The sequence below is a fragment of the Acinetobacter sp. YH12086 genome (assembly GCF_013419345.1).
GTDB classification, from domain to species: domain Bacteria; phylum Pseudomonadota; class Gammaproteobacteria; order Pseudomonadales; family Moraxellaceae; genus Acinetobacter; species Acinetobacter amyesii.
In genome coordinates this window covers 85,558-106,521 of sequence record NZ_VPAF01000001.1, presented here as the reverse complement: position 1 = coordinate 106,521, position 20,964 = coordinate 85,558, and the positions used below count along the sequence as shown (strand labels likewise).

Here is a 20,964-nt window from a genome sequence, read left to right as displayed (position 1 = left end):
ACAGATTAGTCACCTGTATAACCTTTTAATTTTAAACGGTAAGCATGAAGAAGCGGCTCTGTATAACCAGAAGGCTGCTCGCCACCTTTGAATACTAGGTCATATGCAGCTTTGTATGCATAGCCATCAAAGCTTGGTGCCATTGGTGTGTAAAGTGGATCGTTGGCATTTTGCTCATCCACAACTTTCGCCATGCGCTTAAATACTTCTTCAACTTGCTCAGCAGTTACGATACCGTGACGTAACCAGTTTGCAACGTGTTGAGAAGAAATACGTAAAGTTGCACGGTCTTCCATCAAACCAACGTTGTTGATGTCTAGAACTTTTGAACAACCTACACCCAAATCAACCCAACGAACTACATAACCCAAGATACCTTGAAGGTTGTTTTCGAGTTCTTTGGTTTTCTCTTCTTCAGACCAGTTTGTATCTGTCGCTAAAGGCGGTGTTAACAAGTCATCTAAAGATAGCGGTTGAGTATTCAACAACTCTTTTTGACGCTCAGAAACATTGCACTGATGGTAGTGAATCGCGTGAATTACAGCGCCAGATGGAGACGGAACCCATGCACAGCTTGCGCCAGCTTCTGGATGCTCAATTTTAGTTTTGTACATATCAAGCAACATATCTGGTTTTGGCCACATGCCTTTACCGATTTGCGCTTTACCACGTAAACCTGCTTGTAGACCGATCATCACGTTACGGTTTTCATATGCAGGGAACCAGATTTGAGACTTCACTTCGCCTTTACGAACGAATGGACCTGCTTCCATGAAAGTATGGATTTCATCACCCGTACGGTCCATGAAACCTGTATTAATAAAGATCGTACGATCTTTTGCTTGTGCGATACAGTTTTTCAAGTTCACAGAAGTACGACGTTCTTCGTCCATGATACCGATTTTCAAAGTCTTCGCAGGTAGACCAAGCGCTTGTTCAGCACGCTCGAACAATTCAACTGCAAATGCCACTTCTTCAGGACCATGCATTTTTGGCTTCACGATATACATTGAACCTTTACGCGAGTTCTTAATCGTGTTTTCACCACGGATGTCAGCAATCGTAAGAAGCGGAGTAACCAAGGCATCCATGATACCTTCATAAATTTCTTCGCCATCGACAAGGATCGCAGGGTTTGTCATCAAATGACCTACATTACGAAGCAACATCAATGAACGACCGTGAAGCGTAGTTTCACCACCGATTAAGTTTTTGTGCGTACGATCTTTATTTAATGTACGCGTGATGATCTTACCATTTTTCTCGATTGACTCAGAAAGTGTACCTTTCATTAAGCCTAACCAGTTACGGTAGCCTTCAACTTTCTCTTCAGCATCAACTGCTGCAATTGAGTCTTCTAAGTCTTGAATTGTGGTTACCGCAGCTTCAAGAACTAAGTCTTTAACGCCCGCAGCATCAGTTGAACCAATTGGGCTCGTCGCATCAATTTCAATGATTACATGCAATCCATTGTTTAAAAGTACGATTTCGGTTGGCGCAGCTTCGTCACCATTAAAACCAACAAACTGAGCTTCTTTCGCTAAAGTTGCAGTTGAGCCATCTTTTAGGCTTACAACTAACTTTTTGCCTTCTACCGCATATTTAGTTGCATCTGCATGCGAACCATTAACTAGCGGGAAAGTTTCATTTAAGAAGTTTTTAGCAAATTCGATAACTTTTGCGCCACGAGCTGGGTTATAGCCCTTACCTTTTTCCGCGCCGTCTTCTTCAGAGATCACGTCAAAACCGTAAAGAGCATCGTAGAGTGAACCCCAACGTGCGTTCGCAGCGTTTAAGCAGTAACGTGCATTACGTACAGGCACTACTAATTGCGCACCAGCCAATAATGCGATTTCTTCGTCTACATTTTCTGTGCTGATTTGGAAATCTTCTACTTCTGGTAATAAGTAGCCAATTTCAGTAAGGAAAGCTTTGTAAGCTTCGAGTTCAAATTTGTTGTTGCGGTGCCATTCATCAATTTTAGCTTGAATGTCGTCACGCTTAGCCAATAGTGCTTTGTTCTTTGGGCTAAGATCGACAACGACTTGTTCAAAGTTTTTCCAGTAAGTTTCACTGTCTAAACCTGAACCCGGTAGTGCTTCATTTTCGATGAAATCGTAAAGTTCTTTAGCAATCGCTAACTTGCCTTTTTGAATACGTGCAGTCATTGTCTTTCCTGATATTGCTATTTTTTATAACAAGAGATTCTAGTATACCCATTTATACTTTGCTGAATAGTACTATCACATTCCTAAATAATGATCATTTTCTATGTAATGAAATACCCTCATCATTCAACATAATAAAGATCAGAAATACGACGTCATCATCAGCCTGAATACCTTTTTACAGTGTATAAAGTTTTTGAAATGTCGAAATTAGACTTAAGTGCAGAATTTTGTTCTAAAACTGAACAAATAGACCCAAGCGTCAAACAAACTCACTCGATTAAGCCATGAAATGCTGCCAATGTCGATGCTACAACTTCAACCAATCAGTTTAAATTTAACGCTTTTATCGATGAATTATTAAACAACCCTTCTTCTTATTAAATGATGCTTTTATCTTCCGACCTCGCTTTTAAAGTCTATTGTTCGATCTATACTTTTTCTTATCTATGCATGTAATCTAAAACTAAAAATCAAAAAAAAAGAACGCCATCAAGACGTTCTTTTTTCATTCCAACAGAAACGCTTAATTTTCTGCAGTAGATTCTGGTGCATTGATTTGACGGTGAGAGGTATGTAGATAATCATCAGATTGCATTTCCAATAAGCGCGAACGTGTACGCTCAATTTCAAATGCCAATTTTTCACCTTGATATAATTCAATAATCGTATCTTCTGAAGTAAGCAACAACTTCACACCACGGTCATAAAATTCATCGACCAAATAGATAAAACGACGAGTCCCTTCAGACAAATAATCCGTCATGTGCGGCACATTACTTACCAAGACTGTATTATAAATATTGGCAATTTCAATAAAGTCCGCTGGGCTACGTGGTTTTAGGCAAAGTTCAGAATATTCACACCACAGTACATCTTCCGTATGACCAATGGTTTCCACAATACGCTGATTAATAATAATTGGCTCTTGTGAAACCGTTTGGGTTTGCGTTAATGCTGTAAAACGCTGTGCCATCCACAACTTATGTTCATGTGTTAAAGGCGACTTAAACAACTGCGCTTGTTTCAATACACGTAAACGATAATCTACGCCTGAGTCTACGTTTAAAATCACACAGTTCTTTTTCACCATTTCAATGGTTGGGATAAAACGGTCACGATGGATCCCGTTTTTATACAAACCATCTGGTGCGATGTTAGATGTTGCAACAAGGGTGATCCCACGCGTAAATAATTTTTGGAATAGATCACTCAAAATCATCGCATCTGTGACATTGGATACAAAGAATTCATCAAAGCAGATCACGACTGCTTCTTTATAAATTTGGTCGGCAACAAGGTCAAGTGGATTACGCTGACCTGAAAGCTTATTTAATTCACGGTGTACGTACTGCATAAAGTGATGGAAATGCATACGAGTTTTGCGTCGAAATGGCACAGAATCATAAAACTGATCCATCAGCCACGTTTTACCACGTCCTACACCGCCCCACATATACACCCCTTTCGGTGCAGTTTGACGACGGAAACGACGAAACGCTTTTTTAGAAGCCTTAAAACGTTGGATTAATTCTTGCCAAACTCGATCCAACTCATGCACCGCTTGCGCCTGTTCCTGATCTGGTAAAAACTGACCAGATGCTAAGGCTTGAGCATAACGCTCAGCCGGTGAAATCGGAGTAAATGCGGTGTTGTGTGGTGACTGAAAATCTGACATATCATTAAATACTTTTTTGGGCTAAATGAATTATAACGAAGAATAAACTCGAAGATATAACACTTTGGCAGTAAAGCGCATTGGCTATTTATTATATTGTCTCGGACTATGCCCAAACCAACGTTTAAATGCATGATTAAACGCCGCGGGTTCCGAATAGCCCAGCAATTCTGCAATCATTTCAATTGAATATTCATTATATTCAATCATACGGAGTGCTTTATCTTTAATAATATCTTCACGAATTTGCTTATAACTGGTATTTAACTGTTGCAGTTGATGACGCAAAGTTCTTTCTGGCAAATTCAATGCTTGAGCAGTTGCTGCCATACTTGGCATCGCACCACTTTGTAATTCCAAATAATCTTGCACACGTTGAACCAATGATGGTGCATCTTCATCGGCGCTTAAACGTTCTAACTCCGCAATACATTTCGACTCATATAATCGAAAAGTAATAATATCTGCGGATGGAATACGAATATCTAAAACATCCTCATCGAACCAAAATGCCGCAAATGGCGCACCAAATCGAACTTGAGAGCCATAATAATCAGTAAACATTTTTAATTTTTCAGGATCTTTGGGTTCAGCAAACGGCAAATCAATTTGAACTTGTGGTGTCGATAACCCCATCATTTTGTAAAGATCGCGGATGAATTTATAAGTTCCTGAAATCTCTGACTGCGCCAATAATGCACCCAGTGGCGCATACACATCTTGCGGTTGGTAGCATAAAGCCACTTTATGCTGTCTGATTTGCAAACTCAAACGCCCAGTTAGATGTGTCAACTGTTGAAAGCGAATTCCCTGATTTAAAGCTTGGCGTAAAGTATCACTGGTGACCAATAACATCAGCAACGGACCATAACCCGCCAACGTATAATGCTGACCAATAAATAACCCTTGCTCAGGTTCTACATCTTTACCAATGACTTTCAGTACATCCCACTCCAAACTCGGATGAATCACTGAAGTTGGATCGAGTGCATCGACACGCAGCCCAATAGTTTGCAAACGTTGATCGACATCTACACCTGCTTTACGCATTCCTTGTACTAAATACATCAGGCTTAGAATAGATCGTTTCATAAATCGCAAAATGACATTAAATTTCTTCTTTTTTACTACAAAATTGCAATTATGAACATTGCCGTTTCGATCAATTTTTCTGTCACCTTAATCATATTGTTCTGGTTATGAACTCAAGTATGCTTAGCTTGTAATCTCGCTTGGAATTAAAAAAATGATGCAGGAAGCGCAAACAAAAACAGTGCAAACCCCAAACGCCAATTCTGAAATACATACACAAATCGCCATCATCGGCGGTGGTTTTGGTGGTATTGCTATGGCGATACGACTTTTACAACAAGGCAATCAAGATTTTCTAATCCTCGAAAAAGCCAATGATTTTGGTGGAACCTGGCGTGAAAACCGCTACCCTGGCGCTGCCTGCGATGTGCAATCACATATGTATTCACTTTCTTTTGCACCCAAAACAGATTGGTCAAAGCGTTACGCCGAAGCGCCGGAAATATTTGACTATATCCAACAGGTCACCCGTGAATATAATTTAAAACAATTCTGTCGCTTTAACAGTGAAGTGCTTTCAAGCCAATACAATGAATCAACCTGTGACTGGCATTTAGAACTCAAAGATGGCGTTAAAATTACCGCTCAATATGTGATTTTTGCATCTGGCCCGTTACATGTCCCACAAATTCCACATATTCCAGGCATTGAAAAATTTAAGGGTAAAGTGTTCCATTCTTCGCAATGGGATCATCAATATCCATTAGAAGGTAAAAAAGTCGCATCTATTGGTACAGGCGGCAGTGCCATCCAATACATTCCTGAAATCGCACCACAAACAAAGCAACTGTATGTTTTTCAGCGTACAGCGGCTTGGGTCATTCCACGAGATGAGCGTAGTTATCATGGTTTAGAAAAATCACTATTTAAAAAATATGATTGGTTTCGAAAAATTCACCGTGCTCGCCTGTATTGGACCAACGAATCACGTGTCGTGCCAATTGTTAAACCAACCACCATGAAATATGCGCAAAAACTGGCAGAACTATATATTAAGTATCAAGTGAAAGATGCTGAACTTGCCAAGAAACTAACCCCAAACTACATCATGGGCTGTAAACGCATTTTAATTTCTAATAAATACTTTCCAACCTTTAATCGACCGAATGTGGAATTGGTCAGTGATGCAATACAAGAAATCACTGAAAATGCCATTATTACCAAAGATGGAAAATCCCGTGAAATCGATTGTCTGATCTATGGCACAGGCTTTATTACCGATCCAAGAATTTATTTAAAATCATTTGAATGTATTGGTGAAAATTCTCAAGAACTCAAACAAGTTTGGCAAGCTGGCGCAGAAAGCTTTTATGGCATTTGCACCAAAGGCTTTCCAAATCTGTTCCAATTATTAGGCCCCAATACCGTACTTGCCCATAATTCAGTGGTATTTATGATTGAGGCACAAGTCGATTACATCTTACAAATGATGCAATTGGTTTCAAAATCTAATGTTCAAGCCATCGCTGTCAAAGATCAGGTGCAAGATCAATTTAACACTCATGTACAAGACATGCTTGATGGTACGGTATGGCAATCAGGCTGCGTGAGTTGGTATCAGCAAAATGGCGGTAAAAATTTTGCACTGTGGCCAACTTATACATGGAAATATTGGCTGGCTACTCGAAAAATAAATCCAGCCGATTTTCGACTCCTCAGTAAAACAAAATCTAGTCATGCAGCTTAAGCAATAACAGGTCATAATAGGCAGGTATTCATTATCTGCCTATTTTTGTATGCAATCTTTCTGGTTGATTTTCCAGCTCTTAGCCTGTTTAGGGCTTGGTTTTATTCTTGCACGTCGCCTACCCACTTGGCTTGAAAAAATCGCCTTTAAACTCCTGCCGTACTTTACTTATATTTTGTTATTTGCGATTGCGATCGAATTTTCTGAAACATTACACACTATTCCAGCACCTCTGCAAATCCTCTCTTCATCAGTACTTATTGCACTATTGACCTCAATGGGTGCTTTTATTTGCTGCTATATTTTGTTTAAGCTTTTAGGCTACAAACCTAGTCATGGCAAAGTGTCCATGCAGTTAGTGACAAGCTCACTCATCAATATTAGCTATGCTTTTATTGCATTAGGTTTAGGTTATGCTTTTGCCGAAATTGCAGCACATTTTAGTCTTCAGCCACATATGAGTACTTGGGATCTACTTTTAGTCTTCATGTTTCTGATTGGTCTAGATCTCGCCTACTCACCACTCGATCATTCTTGGTTAAATTGGAAAATTCTACTTGTTCCTCTGGGCTGTATCGTCGGTTCACTTTTGGGCGCTTTTGCTGCAGCCTATCTTTTGCCACAAATCAGCCTGAAAGATTTGATTATGCTGTCACAAGGCTATGGTTTCTATTCGATGACAGGTATCGTCGTGACTGAATTAAAAAATGCGCATCTAGGCAGTATCGCGCTGATGAATGATTTATTCAGAGAAATTTTTGCGATTGTATTTATGTATATTATTGGCTGGCGCTACCCACGCTCTGCAATTTCATCTGCGGGTGCAACAGCTATGGATGTCACCCTACCTATGGTCAAACAAGCCTGTGGTAATGATTTTATTCCACATGCCATGGTCAGCGGCTTTATCCTTTCTGTACTTGCACCGATATTGGTGAGTATATTGGCGGCTATCTAACCCCTCACCTAAATCCTCTCCCAAAGGGAGAGGACTTTCTCTCTCCCTTTGGGAGAGAGTTAGAGAGAGGGTAAATATTAAAGTGTCGCCAAAATATCTTTTAAAGTCTGACGCATATTATCCGATTTAGTAATTGGACGGCCAATCACCAAATGTGTAGAACCATCAAGCATGGCTTGTTTAGGTGTCACAATTCGTTTTTGATCATCCGCTGCAGAACCCTCAGGACGGATACCCGGTGTTACTAATGCAAAGTCAGCACCCAAAGTTTCACGTAACATTTTCGCTTCTTGTGCCGAACAAACTACACCATCCAAACCACTTTCTTTTGTTAAAGTTGCAAGACGCTTCACATGTTCAAAAGGTTCCACATCTAAGCCTAATTCCGCAAGATCTTCACGACCCATTGATGTCAAAACCGTAACAGCAATTAGCTGAGTATTGTAATTGCCCGCCTTTAGGCGCTCTACACAGGTTTCCATCATTTTACGGCCACCTGATGCATGGACATTGACCATCCACACACCCATATCCGCAGCTGCACAAACTGCTTGTGCTGTAGTGTTTGGAATATCATGGAATTTAAGATCTAGAAATACTTCAAAACCTTTATGGTGCAATGCTTTAACGACACTTGGACCCTCATGGGTAAATAACTCTTTACCAACCTTAACTCGACATAATGCAGGATCTAACTGCTCTGCAATTGTAAGTGCGTCATATTGGCTTTTAGCATCTAGTGCAACGATGATACTCAAGAGACTTACCCTTCATTTTGACAAAATTAGTGCATTATAGATGGATTCAACTTGATCAGAAAGTCATAAAACTCATGTTAATTGAAATGATTAATTTGAATTTAGCTATCTCATTATTTTATTTAAGATATATGGCTTATTTGTTCAGCCCATAAAAAAACACCCCGATGATCCACCAGAGTGTTTAATATAAAATTTAACTATACTCATAAAAGTAGTTAATTTACTTCATAAACCAAATTATAACGGGTTAGAAGGACGCTCATTTGCATCAATATCTAAAACTGTTTTTTCATGACGTGTATGTGCAGCCGCTTCAGCAGCAGCCAGTTGAGCAGTTTGAATTTGCTCTTTACGTAGGCGCTCAATATCTTTACGTAGACGTTTAATTTCCCAGTTATTTTGAAATACTCGGAATACTTGCACTGCCAATAAAAGACCTAAAACCAAACCTAATGACAATGTTAATAGCAATAAAAGCCCTAAACGCATTGCAGGCACTTGTGTAAACAACAAATCGACTGAAAGTTCAGTTCCGTTTTGCAGTACCAAAGCCAATGAGTATCCAAATAGGACTAATAGAATTACGACCAATACGTAACGCATAAACACCCCTAACTATGTTTTAAATTAGTTTGCAGATTCGTTTACCGCATCACGTAAAGCTTTACCAGGTTTAAAGTGCGGTACAGCTTTTGCTGCAACTTCAACTGATTTGCCGGTTTTTGGGTTACGACCCACACGTGGTTCACGGTGATGTAATGCAAAACTACCAAAACCACGGATTTCAATTCGGTTGTCTGTAGACAAAGCTTCGATCATTTGATCGATCATTATCTTAACGGCCTCTTCCACTAAGGGTTCAGCTAAGTGTGGGTTTTTAAGAGAAATACGCTCTATTAAGTCAGACTTATTAAGTGCTTCAGTAGTCATCTGCGACCTCTTTAATTATCAAGCTACCTAGGATCAGTTTCCCGATAATAACCTGTTTAAATACAAAACGGTAGCGTAATAATCACTTACTACGCTACCGTTACAGTAATTGTGTAAAATATATTAATTAATTTACATTAACAATACAATTCAAACACTTACTTAGTGGTTCATTTGAGCTTTGATCAAATCACCAATAGTCTTAGGACCATTGTCTGAAGTTGCTGTAGCTGTCTTGTTCAAGTTAGCTACTGCTTCTTTTTCTTCAGCTTCGTCTTTCGCTTTGATAGACAAGTTGATAGAACGTGATTTGCGGTCTACGTTGATGATTTTAGCTTCAACTTCTTGACCAACTTCAAGGAACTTAGTTGCATCTTCAACGCGGTCGCGGTTGATTTCAGATGCTTTAAGAGTCGCTTCAACTTCGTCAGCTAACTTAACAGTAGCGCCTTTAGCGTCAACTGCAGTTACAGTACCTTTAACAAGCGCACCGCGCTCGTTAGCAGCTAAGAAATCGTTGAACGGATCGCTGTTCATTTGTTTGATGCCAAGGCTGATACGGTTGCCTTCAGCGTCTACTGAAAGGATAACCGCTTCAACTGTGTCACCTTTCTTGTAACGACGGATAGCTTCTTCGCCTTGTTCGTTCCAAGAAATGTCAGACAAGTGAACTAGACCATCGATACCGCCTGGTAAACCGATGAAGATACCGAAGTCAGTGATTGACTTGATAGTACCTGAAACTTTTTCACCTTTATCGTGTTCTTTAGCAAACTCTTCCCATGGGTTAGCACGAGTTTGTTTGATACCAAGAGAAATACGACGACGCTCTTCATCAACTTCAAGAACCATAACGTCAACTTCGTCACCGATCTGAACAACTTTAGATGGGTGGATGTTTTTGTTAGTGTGGTCCATTTCTGAAACGTGTACTAAACCTTCAACGCCTTCAGCGATTTCAGCGAAGCAACCGTAGTCAGTTAAGTTAGTTACACGAGCTTTAACGATAGAACCTTTAGGGTAACGGTTCATGATCGCTAACCATGGATCTTCGCCTAATTGTTTAAGGCCTAAAGATACGCGGTTACGTTCGCGGTCGAATTTAAGTACTTTAACAGTAACTTCTTGACCAACTTCAACAACTTCTGAAGGGTGCTTGATACGTTTCCAAGCCATGTCAGTGATGTGAAGAAGACCATCAATACCGCCAAGGTCAACGAACGCGCCGTAGTCAGTAAGATTTTTGATAGTACCAGTAACTGTTTGACCTTCTTCAAGCTGAGCAAGAAGAGCTTCACGGTCAGCTGAAGATTCAGCTTCCATAACAGCACGACGAGATACAACAACGTTGTTACGTTTAGCATCTAGTTTGATTACTTTAAATTCTAACTCTTTACCTTCTAAGTGAGTAGTATCACGAATAGGACGAGTATCAACTAAAGAACCTGGAAGGAACGCACGAACTGGACCGATGTCAACAGTGAAACCGCCTTTAACCTTACCAGAGATAACACCAGTAACGATTTCGCCGTCTTCAAAGATTTTTTCAAGTTTAGTCCAAGTTTCAGCACGTTTAGCTTTTTCACGTGATAAAACTGTTTGACCCATACCGTTGTCAAGAGCTTCAACAACTACATCAACAGTGTCGCCAACTTGAACTTCAAGTTCACGTTGTTCATTTAAGAATTCAGCGCGGTCAACAATACCTTCTGATTTAAGGCCAGTGTCAACTGTTACCCAGTCAGAGTCGATGCTTACTACAACGCCTTGGATGACAGCACCCTTTTCAACGTTGAGGTTTAATTCGCTTTCTTCAAAGAGGGCTGCAAAAGATTCGGTCATGATATACCTAGTAAAGTCAGCGGTCTTGGATCAGACAAGGCCGGTTTAATTAAGCGTCTACATAGTCCGTATAAGACTGATCAAGCTATGCTTCTGCTGAAAATTCTTTAGTTTGCTAATTGCTGATCGATGTAATTCGTCATCAGCGTGAATACTTCATCAATACTCAAAGTTGAACTATCAATGAAGTAAGCATCTGGCGCAGGCTTGAGTGGAGCGACTGCGCGTTCCATATCTCGCTTATCACGCGCTTCGATATTAGCTAAAATGTCGTTTATTTTAACATCCACGCCCATAGCCTGCAACTGATTTACACGGCGCTCCGCACGGGACTGAGCTGAAGCCGTTAAATATATCTTGGCTTGAGCATTTGGAAAAATCGTAGTTGCCATATCACGGCCATCTGCAACCAAACCAGGTGCTTGAGCAAAGGCATGCTGACGTTCTAAAAGCGCAGTTCTAAGTGCAGGAATTGCAGCAACTTTTGAGGCAAACTCTCCGACTCTCTCAGTACGGATAACTTTTGAGACATCTTCACCATCTAAAAGCACCGAAACACCTGCTTCATTTGTCACAAATTGTATGTCTAAATTTGTTGCAATTTTTACGCATTCATCCAGCTTAGAGTCTAATGCATCAATTAAGTCTTGCTTATGCAATGACAATCCCAACAGACGATATAACGCACCTGAGTCGAGTAAGTGGAACTGATAATGTGCCGCAATTTTTGCTGCCAATGTTCCTTTACCTGAGCCACTTGGGCCATCAATTGTAATGATTTGAACTGTCATTGCTCTTCCACTTTTGTTTATACGGTTTTTGCAAGTTTTGAAAAACCAATTTTAATCGCTGACTTCAGTTGCGCAAGGATTAAATGACTAACGAATGGCGCACGCGTCTGTAATTCAATCGTATAAGTGATTAAAGTACGCCCGGCATCGATCGCTTCGAATTGAATCACGCCCAAATGATGTTTCACCAATGGGTTTTTAATAATTTTATATTCAATACGTTGGTTTGGCTCAAGCAAAGTAATTTGCTCTTGTAATGGCTTCACGGGCCCAAAGCCCATACGACGTACAGAACCTACACCATCAGGACGTTCAGGATCTGCTGAATCTTTTACGCGCACCACTTGAATCGGCGCAAAAGCCACGTTATAGGTCGAATGTTTTGAAAGTAATTCAAAAACCTGCTCGACCGGTGCATTAAATTCTTTTTTTACTTGAATGGATTTCATGTTGTACCCTATTTTATTTGACAATATTAATTGTCAGTAGAGTTTACTTGATTTTTTAAATTAAGTTCAGTCAAAGTGGCTTTTTCCTGTAACTTCATCAGTCGTTTTTGTTCACGACGCATTTTAAAAAAATCACTTAATTGTTGGGAGCATTGCTCTTGTAGGCAACCATGCTCAAACTCAAAGATATGATTATAGTAGCCTGAATTTAATAATTGACGCGAACTGACCAAAGAACCTGCTTTAGGTTCAGTCGTCGCAAATACCACACGCTTAATTCTCGAATGTACCAAAGCGCCCACACACATTGTGCATGGTTCCAAAGTTACATATAAGGTTGCATCGTCAGGTAAACGGTAATTATCGATATTTAAACAAGCTTGACGCAAAGCTTGTACTTCCGCATGTGCGGTGGGATCTTTCAGAGAAATCGGCGCATTAAACCCTGCACCTATGACTTGATTTTGACTCACAATGACTGCGCCTACAGGAATTTCTTGCAATTCGGCAGCCTGTGCAGCCTGCTCAAAAGCAAGCTGCATCCAATGTTCATCACTATATTGGTTTTGTTCAGACATCAATTAATTAAATTACACCATACTGTCTTAACAGTGCATTCCAACTGTCAATATTGGTTACAGGAGGCTCATCAGCCAGAATTCCTTTAAGGGAAAGATCTGTACCTTTTTTCCATTCTGGAGACAGGTCTTTATCGACTAGACGTGCGCGCACACCTTCCACAAAGTCTGCATGACGAATTTTCCAATCCGAAATTTGGGTTTCAAGTTCAAACACTTCATTCCAAGAATGCACTTGCTTGCCCCACTGCCACAACAACCATGTTAATGCGGCGGTTGCAGGTGAACCTTTTTGTAGATTTTCACTGGCTTGACGTAGCCAATCACTGCGTGCATCGCTTAAACCAATAATTGATTCATAGTCATGTTCAAAATTATGTCCGCGGCACACACTTTGAATTACATCCAATGAATTTTGTAATGGGCCAGGCCCCACAGGACGATGCATACTATTTAAAGTGTCATCGATGGCACGAAAATCGCCAGCTGGATAATGATCCCAATCAATATTAATGACAGTTTCAAGTACGTTATCACGCTGTGCATCACAAATATGCGTTGCCCAACCGATACCATAAGCACCTGCTGCGGTCATAATAGAGCCAGTTAACCCAGTAAACAACCCAATGGCGCCACGATCAGCCAAGAAACGTGTCGCACCGACATCTGGATACAAACCGATATTAATTTCAGGCATTGCTAAACGTGAATAAGGTGTTACCAAACGGAAAGGTGCGGCCATAAATAGACCTAGGCCACCACCCATCACATAACCTTCGCCCCAAACCAAAATCGGCTTTGCATAGTTATGCAGCAGCAAATCTAGGGCATATTCTTGTTCAAAGAATTTATTCGCCGTTTCAACTTCATCATTGACCACCAATTGTCGCAATTTGCGTACATCGCCACCTGCACAAAATGCTTTCGGCGTAGTGGAATCTAACCAAATTGCTTTTACAGCATCATCGTGTTGAAAGTCCTGAAAGACTTCAAGCAACGCTGTGCAGATTGATTCATCTAATGCATGAAGCGATTTTGGGCGATTCAAGCGAACAATGCGCCAGCCCTTTTTCGCTTCTTCAACAATCAGATCTGGGTGATAATTTTTTGAAACGGGAGAATAAGTCATGCGTCCAGCTGCCAGTCTATTGGCTCAATGCCATTTTGTTTAAGATAATTATTACTTTTTGAAAACACCTTACAACCAAAAAATCCACCGCGGTTTGCAGCCAAAGGAGATGGATGCGCGGCTTTTAGCACTAAGTGCTTATTTTGGTCAATGCGTTGTCCCTTACGCTGTGCATATGCCCCCCATAAAATAAAGACGATATGCTCACGTTGTTCATTTAAAACATCAATCACATGGTCTGTAAAATCTTCCCATCCACGTTTTTGATGTGAAGTTGGTTGCCCAGCCTCAACAGTCAGTACCGCATTTAAAAGCAAAACACCTTGTTCTGCCCAGCGTGTTAAGTCCCCATGTTTTGACACAGGAACCCCGAGGTCAGCATTTAACTCATGGAAGATATTACGTAAAGAAGGTGGTAATGCAACCCCCTTTTGTACCGAAAAGCTTAAACCATGTGCCTGATTTGGCCCATGATACGGGTCTTGGCCTAAAATCACCACCTTTACATTTGCCATAGGTGTCGTGTTTAAGGCATTAAAGATCAGCGGATTCGGTGGATAAATCACTTTATCCTGTTTGATTTGTTGTAGCAGAAAGTCTTTTAACTCATCCATGCGAGGGCTAAGCAAAAACTCACTTAGGGCATATTTCCAGCTAGGCTCAAGCTGCACTTTAGCGAGTTTTGCTTGTTGCTCTTCTGTTAAAGACATCACTGTTAACCAATCCTAATAAAACCAAATATTTACTTAAATTCTAACTTGTAAATCAACTGCAGGGTTTAAAAATTTTTGACCCTGTTTTAATTTTTCATACATCTGGGTATCGTTCCATTCCGACTGAACCTGTTCGGAGAAGATAATTTGATCTAACTGCAACAACCCCATTTGTGCGTTGTCGATATCTTCTAAGAAGCTTTGCGCATAGCCTGTGTCTGTCTCATGCACGATCACAGAATACACCTCAACATCACCCTCACCATTTTGAGTTTCTGTTGATTTTAGAACTTGTTGTGCTAAGTAAAAGAAGATTCGTGAAAATTGTTCCGCTGAGGGCGATACGGGTAGTTCGACCCAACGTGCACTGAACTGTTTGCAGGCACGAATGTACTCAGCATCATCGTGTTGCCAAAAACAAATCGCGTGATCAAAACTGTCAAATAAGTCTTTAATTACCCCTTTGAGCAAACCGAAATCGTAAACCATTTGCCCATGGTCAAGTTTCGACGCTTTGAGTAATAGTTCGACTTTATAACTGTGTCCATGAATGGAACGTTTGCAACGGTCTGACGTGCAATTACGCACGATATGCGCGTTTTCAAATTTAAATAACTTACGAATTAACATGTGTCGTAATGCAATCAAATAATCTATGGGTTCTCAGAGATTATAATGCAAAAGTCTAACAAGAGGCATTAATTTTGCTATTCAGCACAATTGGGAAAAGGCATCATGAAAATTTAGCGACCTTTAAGACCTAAAATGGTGCCATACTGCGAAAAGCCACATATACATCTTTATCTTTTCGCACTAACTCACTGGTAAATTGACGCTTTCTTTCATTTAAAATAATTTCAATTTGCGCTTTAAAATAGTTCGACTGCACACCCAATTGTGAATTTAAAACTTCCCTATTTTCTGTGCTCACCTGTGCAAATGGCTCCATTGCCCATAAATCATTGATATTTTCGAAATGTTCAAATTTGGCAGCTTTTTGTTGCAAAGCTTGCTCAACTGCATTGACATCTAAACGATCATCCATGGTCGCTAACAAAAATGCAGAAGCGGTATTAATGTTTACCGTTGTTTCATGCGAAGGTAAGCTACTCACATAAGGCGCAATTAGTTTATATTTAGCACCGTCAAAACCACGCACTGATTTCAGCTCTTCCACACTATGAAATTTTGCATTTGGTGGTAGCGCCGCATTATTTAAACTACGATAGTACGCCAGCTCTGCGCCCATCGGGCCAGAGGTCTCATCATCTTCATCTTGCCAATCAATCACGGCTTGACTTAATTCTGCGGGTAAACCAACACGCTGCAATATTTTTTCAAACCATAGCTTTGCTTTGTCATTTACCACACCCTCTTCTGAAACCAAACTATTGAGGTTAAATTTTCCAGATTCGTCTTGGAGCACACCTGCAACAGTTCCACCTTCCACAGGAAAGGCTGGCATAGGCTGAGCCCAATTTTCTTGGAGGTGATCCACCTGCCCTGCATTTTCGGCATCATTCACCAAAAGTTCAGCAAAAAATGCTTCGGCACTTTTCGCATATAACAACGACTGATTTTGGCGCATCACATAAGCGGTATTTTCAGAAGTATTGGCTTGTTGTTTTGCGATGCCTGCTGCAACTATGGTTGCCAAAGCTACCATCATCAGGATAGTTAACAAAGCGATGCCACGTTGCTGTTTCATACGCAACTCCGAACTTCAAATGCCTCTACTACCTGAACGTTAACCATTCTTATTTTTATCCAATAAAAAATCAGTATTTAACAAACTGAATAACCATTCGTAGTTTGTCCCATCAACTGTGAGCTGCATCCTGATACCCCGCGGTAACAGTTGTATGGTTTTTTCATTATTCAAATCAGCGGCAGCATCTGGCCAATTCTCTAACTCATTTGGATTGAGTACCGTGATTTTAAATTGCTCTACATTATCCAGTAACACACTCGAATCTGGCTGATCATGCCCCGTTTGGTTTAGATTTTTAAACTTTAGCCGATACAATTTTTTTTCATCAGCTTTGTATTGATATTCCACTCGCTCATCAGGTGCAATGCCCTGATTTAATGGATCAGTGACACCTGTCTTACTGAAATTAAATCGGCCATTTTGCAATACTAACGCTGGTTGAATATCTCCATTAATATTGGCAGTTAAGGGCACAGCTTGTACTGTGTCTCTGAGTATTTGCTGATGGGCATCTTGCAACTGACTGAGCCTTACTTCATGGGTTGCGTTTCGCTCTTTCACTTTCGAGACATAATCAAAGACCTTCCAGCCCAAAGCAGACAGCACTGCGAAAATAGCAATCGCAACCAAAAGCTCAACTAAGGTAAATCCTGCTCGATTCCTCATTCCTTGCTGCACAAGCACAGGCATATCTTGAGATGTACGTTTTTTTCTAGTTATTATTTTCATCCAACGGAGCCTTATAGTTAAAGAACACCAAACTGCTAATCCCTGCTTCAACATCGCCTGTTTCAGCATTCATCAAACTCACTTGGATATCAATACGTTGTACATTTGGACTAATGGTGGCTTGGGCTTTTTTGTCAATTTGCCATTGTTCGCCTTGTTCAGTGACTTGTTTAGATGCAGTACCTGTCATCCATTCACGATTGATTTCCATCTTAGCGATTTCATTCAACGCGACGAATTGTGCTTTATTTCTTAAAATTGCGTGTGCTGTCGACTGTGTATATTGCATCGCAACATTAGACAAAGCCATTGCCGCCGTCGCAAAAATCGCCAATGCCACCATGACTTCAAGTAGCGTAAACCCTTTAGCCCGCATTGACTTTCCCTAAATGATCAATTTCGATTTCATTACCAATGGGACGTTCTTCAAAATAAAACTGTATACGCACAGGCTTTACCTCACCATTGCCCAACCATATCAACTTGGGTGCATTGGTATTTAACAAATCATCATTATTGGCATTTTCATACTGCTGATCTAAAGGCTGAATTGTAAAAGAGACATTTTCAGGTAATACTCGGGTTTCAAAATCTTTATAGTTTTGCCATTTATTATTTTGATTTAAAATACTATTTTCTACACGTTTTTGTTCTGGTAAATATTCTTGTACCGCATAGCTTTGGGTGTTGACATCCGTTCCAGCTTTTTGCTGTAGGGCCAATATCAAAGCTTGATCATTTGCATCGCGTAAAATTCGTTTTAGATCCATCACAAACACTTCACGTGCCTGCATGGCTTTGCGTTGATCTGTCCCACCGATATTTAAAAGCACTAATGAGGCCATAATGCCCATAATCACAATCACCACCATCAATTCTACGAGGGTGAAGCCACGAACCAATGATGGTGATGCTATTTTCATAAGTAGCCTTTAAGCGAATTGAGCAACCGCATGCACTTGTTTTGGTAAGGCCAAGGCTTGATCAATATAAGCAACCCGCAAGGTGTCTCTTGAACCCAAATAACGCTGATAAAAACTAGAGTTCAAAATTGCTGCAGCGCCATGTGTAAGTGACCAAATTGAAGCAAGATAATCACGTACTGGCATGCTACTTTGAATCGACTCCAAATAATGCTCAGTCATACGAATGATCAATCGTAGGCGTTGTTTGCGCACTTGATATAGTTCACTAAACAAGTGCTGAATACCCACACCCGTTGTCGATAGACGCTCTTCAATTTGATGAAACAACACTGTACGTTCTGGGTGATGTAAGTGATGCAACATAAAGAAAGCAAGGTGTTCAGGAAAAGCTTTATCGGTGTCTTTAATCATTTCCAATAACATGCGTTCATTACGAATAATGAGCAACATATATAGTTCATCTTTACTTTGAAAATGTTTATATAACGTCCCTTTTGCCAAGTCGAGTTCTGCCGCTAGCGCATCTAGTGTCATCCCTGCTTCGCCATTTTCCAATAGCAGCTGCTCTGCCACTTGGAAAATTAATGCCTCTCTTGCTCTAAACTGAGCTTGACGATCCATCTTCACCCTATACTCTCTTACTCTTATATCAATTCAAATTATTTACTTAAGATTGAGGAGATTTTCAAAGTTTTGCATTGTAATGAAAGCCATCTCTTCAATTGACTTATCATATACATCACTTAAGGCTTTGGCTACATAAGGAACGTATTTTGGTTCATTAGACTTTCCTCTATAGGGCATCGGTGCAAGGTATGGGCTATCTGTTTCGATCAGCACGCGATCCAGTGGTACTTGCTTAGCCACATCACGTAAATCTTGCGCATTTTTAAAAGAAACAATGCCTGAAAATGACACGTAATAACCACAATCTAAGACCGCTTTTGCTGTTTCCCAATCTTCAGTAAAACAATGCAAAATCCCGTGAGTGGATTTCTCTGCACGGATAATATCCACCGTATCATGCTTTGCAGAACGGGTATGAACAACCACTGGTTTTTTTACAGCTTGTGATGCGTGAATATGGCGGGCAAAGCATTCTTTTTGCTCTGCAATAAAGTCTGTACTATGAAAATAGTCCAGCCCTGTTTCACCAATCGCCCAAACCTTTTCAGGTTGTGCTAATTCAATGAGATATTCTTCTGTTGCCCGAGCCATCGTTGCAGGATCTTCACATGGGTGTACCCCAACGGAATAACCTACATCGGCATGACGTGCAGCAATTTTTGAAAGTTCAATATGGTCATCTAGATCAACCGAGATACTCATAAATTTTGAGACCCCGGCTTGACGAGCCTGATCCAATGCAAGATCTAAATTACCCTCATAAGGGCTTAAGTCGAGCATGGTTAAATGGCAATGGGTATCTACAAACACAATATGTACCTACAAGTCTTCACTGTTGTAACTACATAGTGTAACTTCTACGCCCCTCAGATTTAAGCCCTGCAAGTAAACGCTCTGCTTCTGTTTTGAAATAAACGCCTTTTTCGCCACTTAATTGAATTCCAAAGCCTTGTGGTTTAATGCCATTTTGCTTTTGCGAAATCCAAATCACTTTTCCTGTCAAAGGAATTTTTATACTTTGTTCAGGCAAAGTCGCCAATAAGAAAACCTCATCACCCATTTTCACAGCTTGCTTTGATGGTACAAATAAACCTCCACCAACGACATAAGGCATGTAGCTCGCAAAAAGTGTTTCCACATCTGGAATATTAGCGTGAACAATCCCGCCCATACGTGGTTGCATGATGTTTCCCCTTAATTAAACATTCATCAGTTTGATGCAAAGCTCATCTACGACCAGATTCCCCTGTACGTTCTGCTCGATGAACCGCTTAGACTGCTGTAATTCTGTATAAATCCCAAAGAGTGTTTCGAGCGAATATTGCTCTGCCAACACTCCAAAATCCAAATCTATATTTTTTATGGATTGATTTAGCTTGACACAAATTATATCGGACAACAAGTATTCAAACATTTGACTAAAATCACTAAAACTCAGTGCTTTATTCCACTTGGTCGCAATTGCCATCGGCATGTTTTTTTGAGTCACAAGTTTTTGCCAATCTTGTAGAAACTCTTGGCGCATATTTAGCCATTCGCTATTTGCCAATGAAATTGCTTGTAATGGCATTTGACTGGCTAAGTTCATGAGAACTTTGCGCTGAGTTTCACCACTATCGGGCAAATGCTGCTGTAAATATTGCTGTGATTGTTCGGGTTCAATACGATCCAATGCATAGTGCTGCATTCGACTACGAATGGTTGCCGGCAATTTCAAATAATGCTCTGCCAACAACATAATCACAATGCGTTCGCCTGGCTCTTCAAGTGTTTTCAGCAATGCATTTGATGACGCAATGTTTAATGCTTCAGCGGGCTCAATCAACACAACTCGCCAACCGTCTACGGTTTGCTGCACAAAGGGTAATAAATCACGAATTTTTTCGATTTTAATTTTGGCGTTTTGCTTTTTATTGTCTTCATCTGTGCTGATGTGGACAAAATTTGGATGTGTATCTGACTTTAACCACTGGCAACTCCCGCACTCACCACATGGCTCAGTCCGCTCATCACGTTTTTGACACAGCACCCATGCAAGAAATTGTTTTGCAAATGCCTCTTTACCACAGCCTTTTTTGCCATACAAAAGCACGCCATGTCCCAGTTGTGGAAAACGACTGGTTAATGTATTCCATGTGTTTTGCTGCCAAGGATACACTTGCGCCACAATGTCATTTTGCATAAATCGTTTAACC

At 40.4% G+C, this 20,964-nt stretch carries 23 protein-coding genes; 2 read left to right on the top strand and 21 right to left on the bottom strand.

Annotated features, from left to right (window positions below; genetic code table 11):
* Positions 1 to 5 precede the first annotated feature (5 nt).
* The 3 genes from FTU29_RS00545 to FTU29_RS00535 form a co-directional block, all read right to left on the bottom strand.
* Positions 6 to 2,168, bottom strand: coding sequence for a malate synthase G (locus FTU29_RS00545; protein ID WP_180119792.1), 2,163 nt, complete (start codon positions 2,166 to 2,168; stop codon positions 6 to 8).
* A 526-nt stretch (positions 2,169 to 2,694) separates the two neighbouring features.
* Positions 2,695 to 3,846: a cell division protein ZapE gene (gene zapE / locus FTU29_RS00540; protein ID WP_111885050.1), complete on the bottom strand. Its 1,152-nt coding sequence runs from the start codon at positions 3,844 to 3,846 to the stop codon at positions 2,695 to 2,697.
* Positions 3,847 to 3,930: 84 nt separating this feature from the next.
* On the bottom strand, positions 3,931 to 4,938 hold the full coding sequence (locus tag FTU29_RS00535; RefSeq protein ID WP_180119790.1) for an AraC family transcriptional regulator: 1,008 nt from the start codon (positions 4,936 to 4,938) through the stop codon (positions 3,931 to 3,933).
* A gap of 157 nt (positions 4,939 to 5,095) precedes the next feature.
* Between FTU29_RS00535 and FTU29_RS00530 the strand changes: the two genes are divergently transcribed.
* Together FTU29_RS00530 and FTU29_RS00525 are read left to right on the top strand one after the other, a co-directional pair.
* On the top strand, positions 5,096 to 6,625 hold the full coding sequence (locus FTU29_RS00530) for an NAD(P)/FAD-dependent oxidoreductase (protein ID WP_180120342.1): 1,530 nt from the start codon (positions 5,096 to 5,098) through the stop codon (positions 6,623 to 6,625).
* Between the two features lie 49 nt (positions 6,626 to 6,674).
* Entirely contained in the window at positions 6,675 to 7,583 is a 909-nt protein-coding gene (locus tag FTU29_RS00525) for a lysine exporter LysO family protein (protein ID WP_180119788.1), read from the top strand.
* 77 nt (positions 7,584 to 7,660) lie between these two features.
* On the opposite strand, the gene pyrF is transcribed toward FTU29_RS00525, so the two are convergent.
* The 18 genes from pyrF to FTU29_RS00435 all read right to left on the bottom strand — a co-directional run bounded on the left by pyrF (position 7,661) and on the right by FTU29_RS00435 (position 20,951).
* Positions 7,661 to 8,341: an orotidine-5'-phosphate decarboxylase gene (gene pyrF / locus FTU29_RS00520; RefSeq protein ID WP_180119786.1), complete on the bottom strand. Its 681-nt coding sequence runs from the start codon at positions 8,339 to 8,341 to the stop codon at positions 7,661 to 7,663.
* Positions 8,342 to 8,581: 240 nt separating this feature from the next.
* The gene (locus FTU29_RS00515) at positions 8,582 to 8,947 is read right to left on the bottom strand and encodes a lipopolysaccharide assembly protein LapA domain-containing protein (protein ID WP_180023907.1); all 366 of its coding nucleotides are present in this window, start codon (positions 8,945 to 8,947) and stop codon (positions 8,582 to 8,584) included.
* 24 nt (positions 8,948 to 8,971) lie between these two features.
* Complete coding sequence (locus FTU29_RS00510) at positions 8,972 to 9,274, bottom strand: integration host factor subunit beta (protein WP_067767464.1); 303 nt, start codon at positions 9,272 to 9,274, stop codon at positions 8,972 to 8,974.
* A gap of 162 nt (positions 9,275 to 9,436) precedes the next feature.
* Complete coding sequence (gene rpsA / locus FTU29_RS00505) at positions 9,437 to 11,116, bottom strand: 30S ribosomal protein S1 (RefSeq protein ID WP_078193655.1); 1,680 nt, start codon at positions 11,114 to 11,116, stop codon at positions 9,437 to 9,439.
* A 107-nt stretch (positions 11,117 to 11,223) separates the two neighbouring features.
* Complete coding sequence (gene cmk / locus FTU29_RS00500) at positions 11,224 to 11,907, bottom strand: (d)CMP kinase (protein ID WP_078193656.1); 684 nt, start codon at positions 11,905 to 11,907, stop codon at positions 11,224 to 11,226.
* A gap of 17 nt (positions 11,908 to 11,924) precedes the next feature.
* Entirely contained in the window at positions 11,925 to 12,356 is a 432-nt protein-coding gene (locus tag FTU29_RS00495; RefSeq protein ID WP_180102905.1) for an SRPBCC family protein, read from the bottom strand.
* Positions 12,357 to 12,382: 26 nt separating this feature from the next.
* A complete protein-coding gene (gene tadA, locus FTU29_RS00490) occupies positions 12,383 to 12,934 on the bottom strand; it encodes a tRNA adenosine(34) deaminase TadA (protein WP_180119784.1) in 552 nt (183 codons plus the stop codon).
* A 7-nt stretch (positions 12,935 to 12,941) separates the two neighbouring features.
* Positions 12,942 to 14,063, bottom strand: a complete 1,122-nt coding sequence (locus tag FTU29_RS00485) for an enoyl-CoA hydratase/isomerase family protein (protein WP_078188941.1) — start codon at positions 14,061 to 14,063, stop codon at positions 12,942 to 12,944.
* Positions 14,060 to 14,773, bottom strand: a complete 714-nt coding sequence (gene ung / locus FTU29_RS00480; protein WP_111885056.1) for a uracil-DNA glycosylase — start codon at positions 14,771 to 14,773, stop codon at positions 14,060 to 14,062. Before ung ends, FTU29_RS00485 begins: the two co-directional genes overlap by 4 nt.
* A 36-nt stretch (positions 14,774 to 14,809) precedes the next feature.
* Positions 14,810 to 15,406: a 6-carboxytetrahydropterin synthase gene (locus tag FTU29_RS00475; RefSeq protein WP_180077646.1), complete on the bottom strand. Its 597-nt coding sequence runs from the start codon at positions 15,404 to 15,406 to the stop codon at positions 14,810 to 14,812.
* A 130-nt stretch (positions 15,407 to 15,536) separates the two neighbouring features.
* Positions 15,537 to 16,484, bottom strand: coding sequence for a type II secretion system minor pseudopilin GspK (gene gspK / locus FTU29_RS00470; protein ID WP_180119782.1), 948 nt, complete (start codon positions 16,482 to 16,484; stop codon positions 15,537 to 15,539).
* Between the two features lie 39 nt (positions 16,485 to 16,523).
* On the bottom strand, positions 16,524 to 17,153 hold the full coding sequence (gspJ, locus tag FTU29_RS00465) for a type II secretion system minor pseudopilin GspJ (RefSeq protein WP_180120340.1): 630 nt from the start codon (positions 17,151 to 17,153) through the stop codon (positions 16,524 to 16,526).
* Between the two features lie 46 nt (positions 17,154 to 17,199).
* Entirely contained in the window at positions 17,200 to 17,592 is a 393-nt protein-coding gene (gene gspI, locus FTU29_RS00460; RefSeq protein WP_078188947.1) for a type II secretion system minor pseudopilin GspI, read from the bottom strand.
* Positions 17,582 to 18,139: a type II secretion system protein gene (locus FTU29_RS00455; RefSeq protein ID WP_180119780.1), complete on the bottom strand. Its 558-nt coding sequence runs from the start codon at positions 18,137 to 18,139 to the stop codon at positions 17,582 to 17,584. The genes gspI and FTU29_RS00455 overlap by 11 nt, the downstream gene beginning before the upstream one ends.
* Positions 18,140 to 18,148: 9 nt before the next feature.
* Entirely contained in the window at positions 18,149 to 18,763 is a 615-nt protein-coding gene (locus FTU29_RS00450) for a TetR/AcrR family transcriptional regulator (protein WP_078193665.1), read from the bottom strand.
* A 42-nt stretch (positions 18,764 to 18,805) separates the two neighbouring features.
* Positions 18,806 to 19,579, bottom strand: coding sequence for a TatD family hydrolase (locus FTU29_RS00445; RefSeq protein WP_111885060.1), 774 nt, complete (start codon positions 19,577 to 19,579; stop codon positions 18,806 to 18,808).
* 31 nt (positions 19,580 to 19,610) lie between these two features.
* A complete protein-coding gene (locus FTU29_RS00440; RefSeq protein WP_111885061.1) occupies positions 19,611 to 19,952 on the bottom strand; it encodes a PilZ domain-containing protein in 342 nt (113 codons plus the stop codon).
* Between the two features lie 15 nt (positions 19,953 to 19,967).
* On the bottom strand, positions 19,968 to 20,951 hold the full coding sequence (locus tag FTU29_RS00435; RefSeq protein WP_180119778.1) for a DNA polymerase III subunit delta': 984 nt from the start codon (positions 20,949 to 20,951) through the stop codon (positions 19,968 to 19,970).
* Between the last annotated feature and the right edge of the window lie 13 nt (positions 20,952 to 20,964).

Coding starts and splice junctions, on each gene's coding strand:
- ung (WP_111885056.1), bottom strand. CDS start 14,773: ATGTCTTTAACAGAAGAGCAACAAGCAAAACTCGCTAAAGTGCAGCTT.
- FTU29_RS00525 (WP_180119788.1), top strand. CDS start 6,675: ATGCAATCTTTCTGGTTGATTTTCCAGCTCTTAGCCTGTTTAGGGCTT.
- FTU29_RS00545 (WP_180119792.1), bottom strand. CDS start 2,168: ATGACTGCACGTATTCAAAAAGGCAAGTTAGCGATTGCTAAAGAACTT.
- gspJ (WP_180120340.1), bottom strand. CDS start 17,153: ATGAGGAATCGAGCAGGATTTACCTTAGTTGAGCTTTTGGTTGCGATT.
- zapE (WP_111885050.1), bottom strand. CDS start 3,846: ATGTCAGATTTTCAGTCACCACACAACACCGCATTTACTCCGATTTCA.
- cmk (WP_078193656.1), bottom strand. CDS start 11,907: ATGACAGTTCAAATCATTACAATTGATGGCCCAAGTGGCTCAGGTAAA.
- FTU29_RS00485 (WP_078188941.1), bottom strand. CDS start 14,063: ATGACTTATTCTCCCGTTTCAAAAAATTATCACCCAGATCTGATTGTT.
- FTU29_RS00435 (WP_180119778.1), bottom strand. CDS start 20,951: ATGCAAAATGACATTGTGGCGCAAGTGTATCCTTGGCAGCAAAACACA.
- FTU29_RS00515 (WP_180023907.1), bottom strand. CDS start 8,947: ATGCGTTACGTATTGGTCGTAATTCTATTAGTCCTATTTGGATACTCA.
- FTU29_RS00475 (WP_180077646.1), bottom strand. CDS start 15,406: ATGTTAATTCGTAAGTTATTTAAATTTGAAAACGCGCATATCGTGCGT.
- FTU29_RS00535 (WP_180119790.1), bottom strand. CDS start 4,938: ATGAAACGATCTATTCTAAGCCTGATGTATTTAGTACAAGGAATGCGT.
- FTU29_RS00530 (WP_180120342.1), top strand. CDS start 5,096: ATGCAGGAAGCGCAAACAAAAACAGTGCAAACCCCAAACGCCAATTCT.
- gspI (WP_078188947.1), bottom strand. CDS start 17,592: ATGCGGGCTAAAGGGTTTACGCTACTTGAAGTCATGGTGGCATTGGCG.
- FTU29_RS00495 (WP_180102905.1), bottom strand. CDS start 12,356: ATGAAATCCATTCAAGTAAAAAAAGAATTTAATGCACCGGTCGAGCAG.
- gspK (WP_180119782.1), bottom strand. CDS start 16,484: ATGAAACAGCAACGTGGCATCGCTTTGTTAACTATCCTGATGATGGTA.
- FTU29_RS00455 (WP_180119780.1), bottom strand. CDS start 18,139: ATGAAAATAGCATCACCATCATTGGTTCGTGGCTTCACCCTCGTAGAA.
- rpsA (WP_078193655.1), bottom strand. CDS start 11,116: ATGACCGAATCTTTTGCAGCCCTCTTTGAAGAAAGCGAATTAAACCTC.
- FTU29_RS00510 (WP_067767464.1), bottom strand. CDS start 9,274: ATGACTACTGAAGCACTTAATAAGTCTGACTTAATAGAGCGTATTTCT.
- FTU29_RS00440 (WP_111885061.1), bottom strand. CDS start 19,952: ATGCAACCACGTATGGGCGGGATTGTTCACGCTAATATTCCAGATGTG.
- FTU29_RS00450 (WP_078193665.1), bottom strand. CDS start 18,763: ATGGATCGTCAAGCTCAGTTTAGAGCAAGAGAGGCATTAATTTTCCAA.
- tadA (WP_180119784.1), bottom strand. CDS start 12,934: ATGTCTGAACAAAACCAATATAGTGATGAACATTGGATGCAGCTTGCT.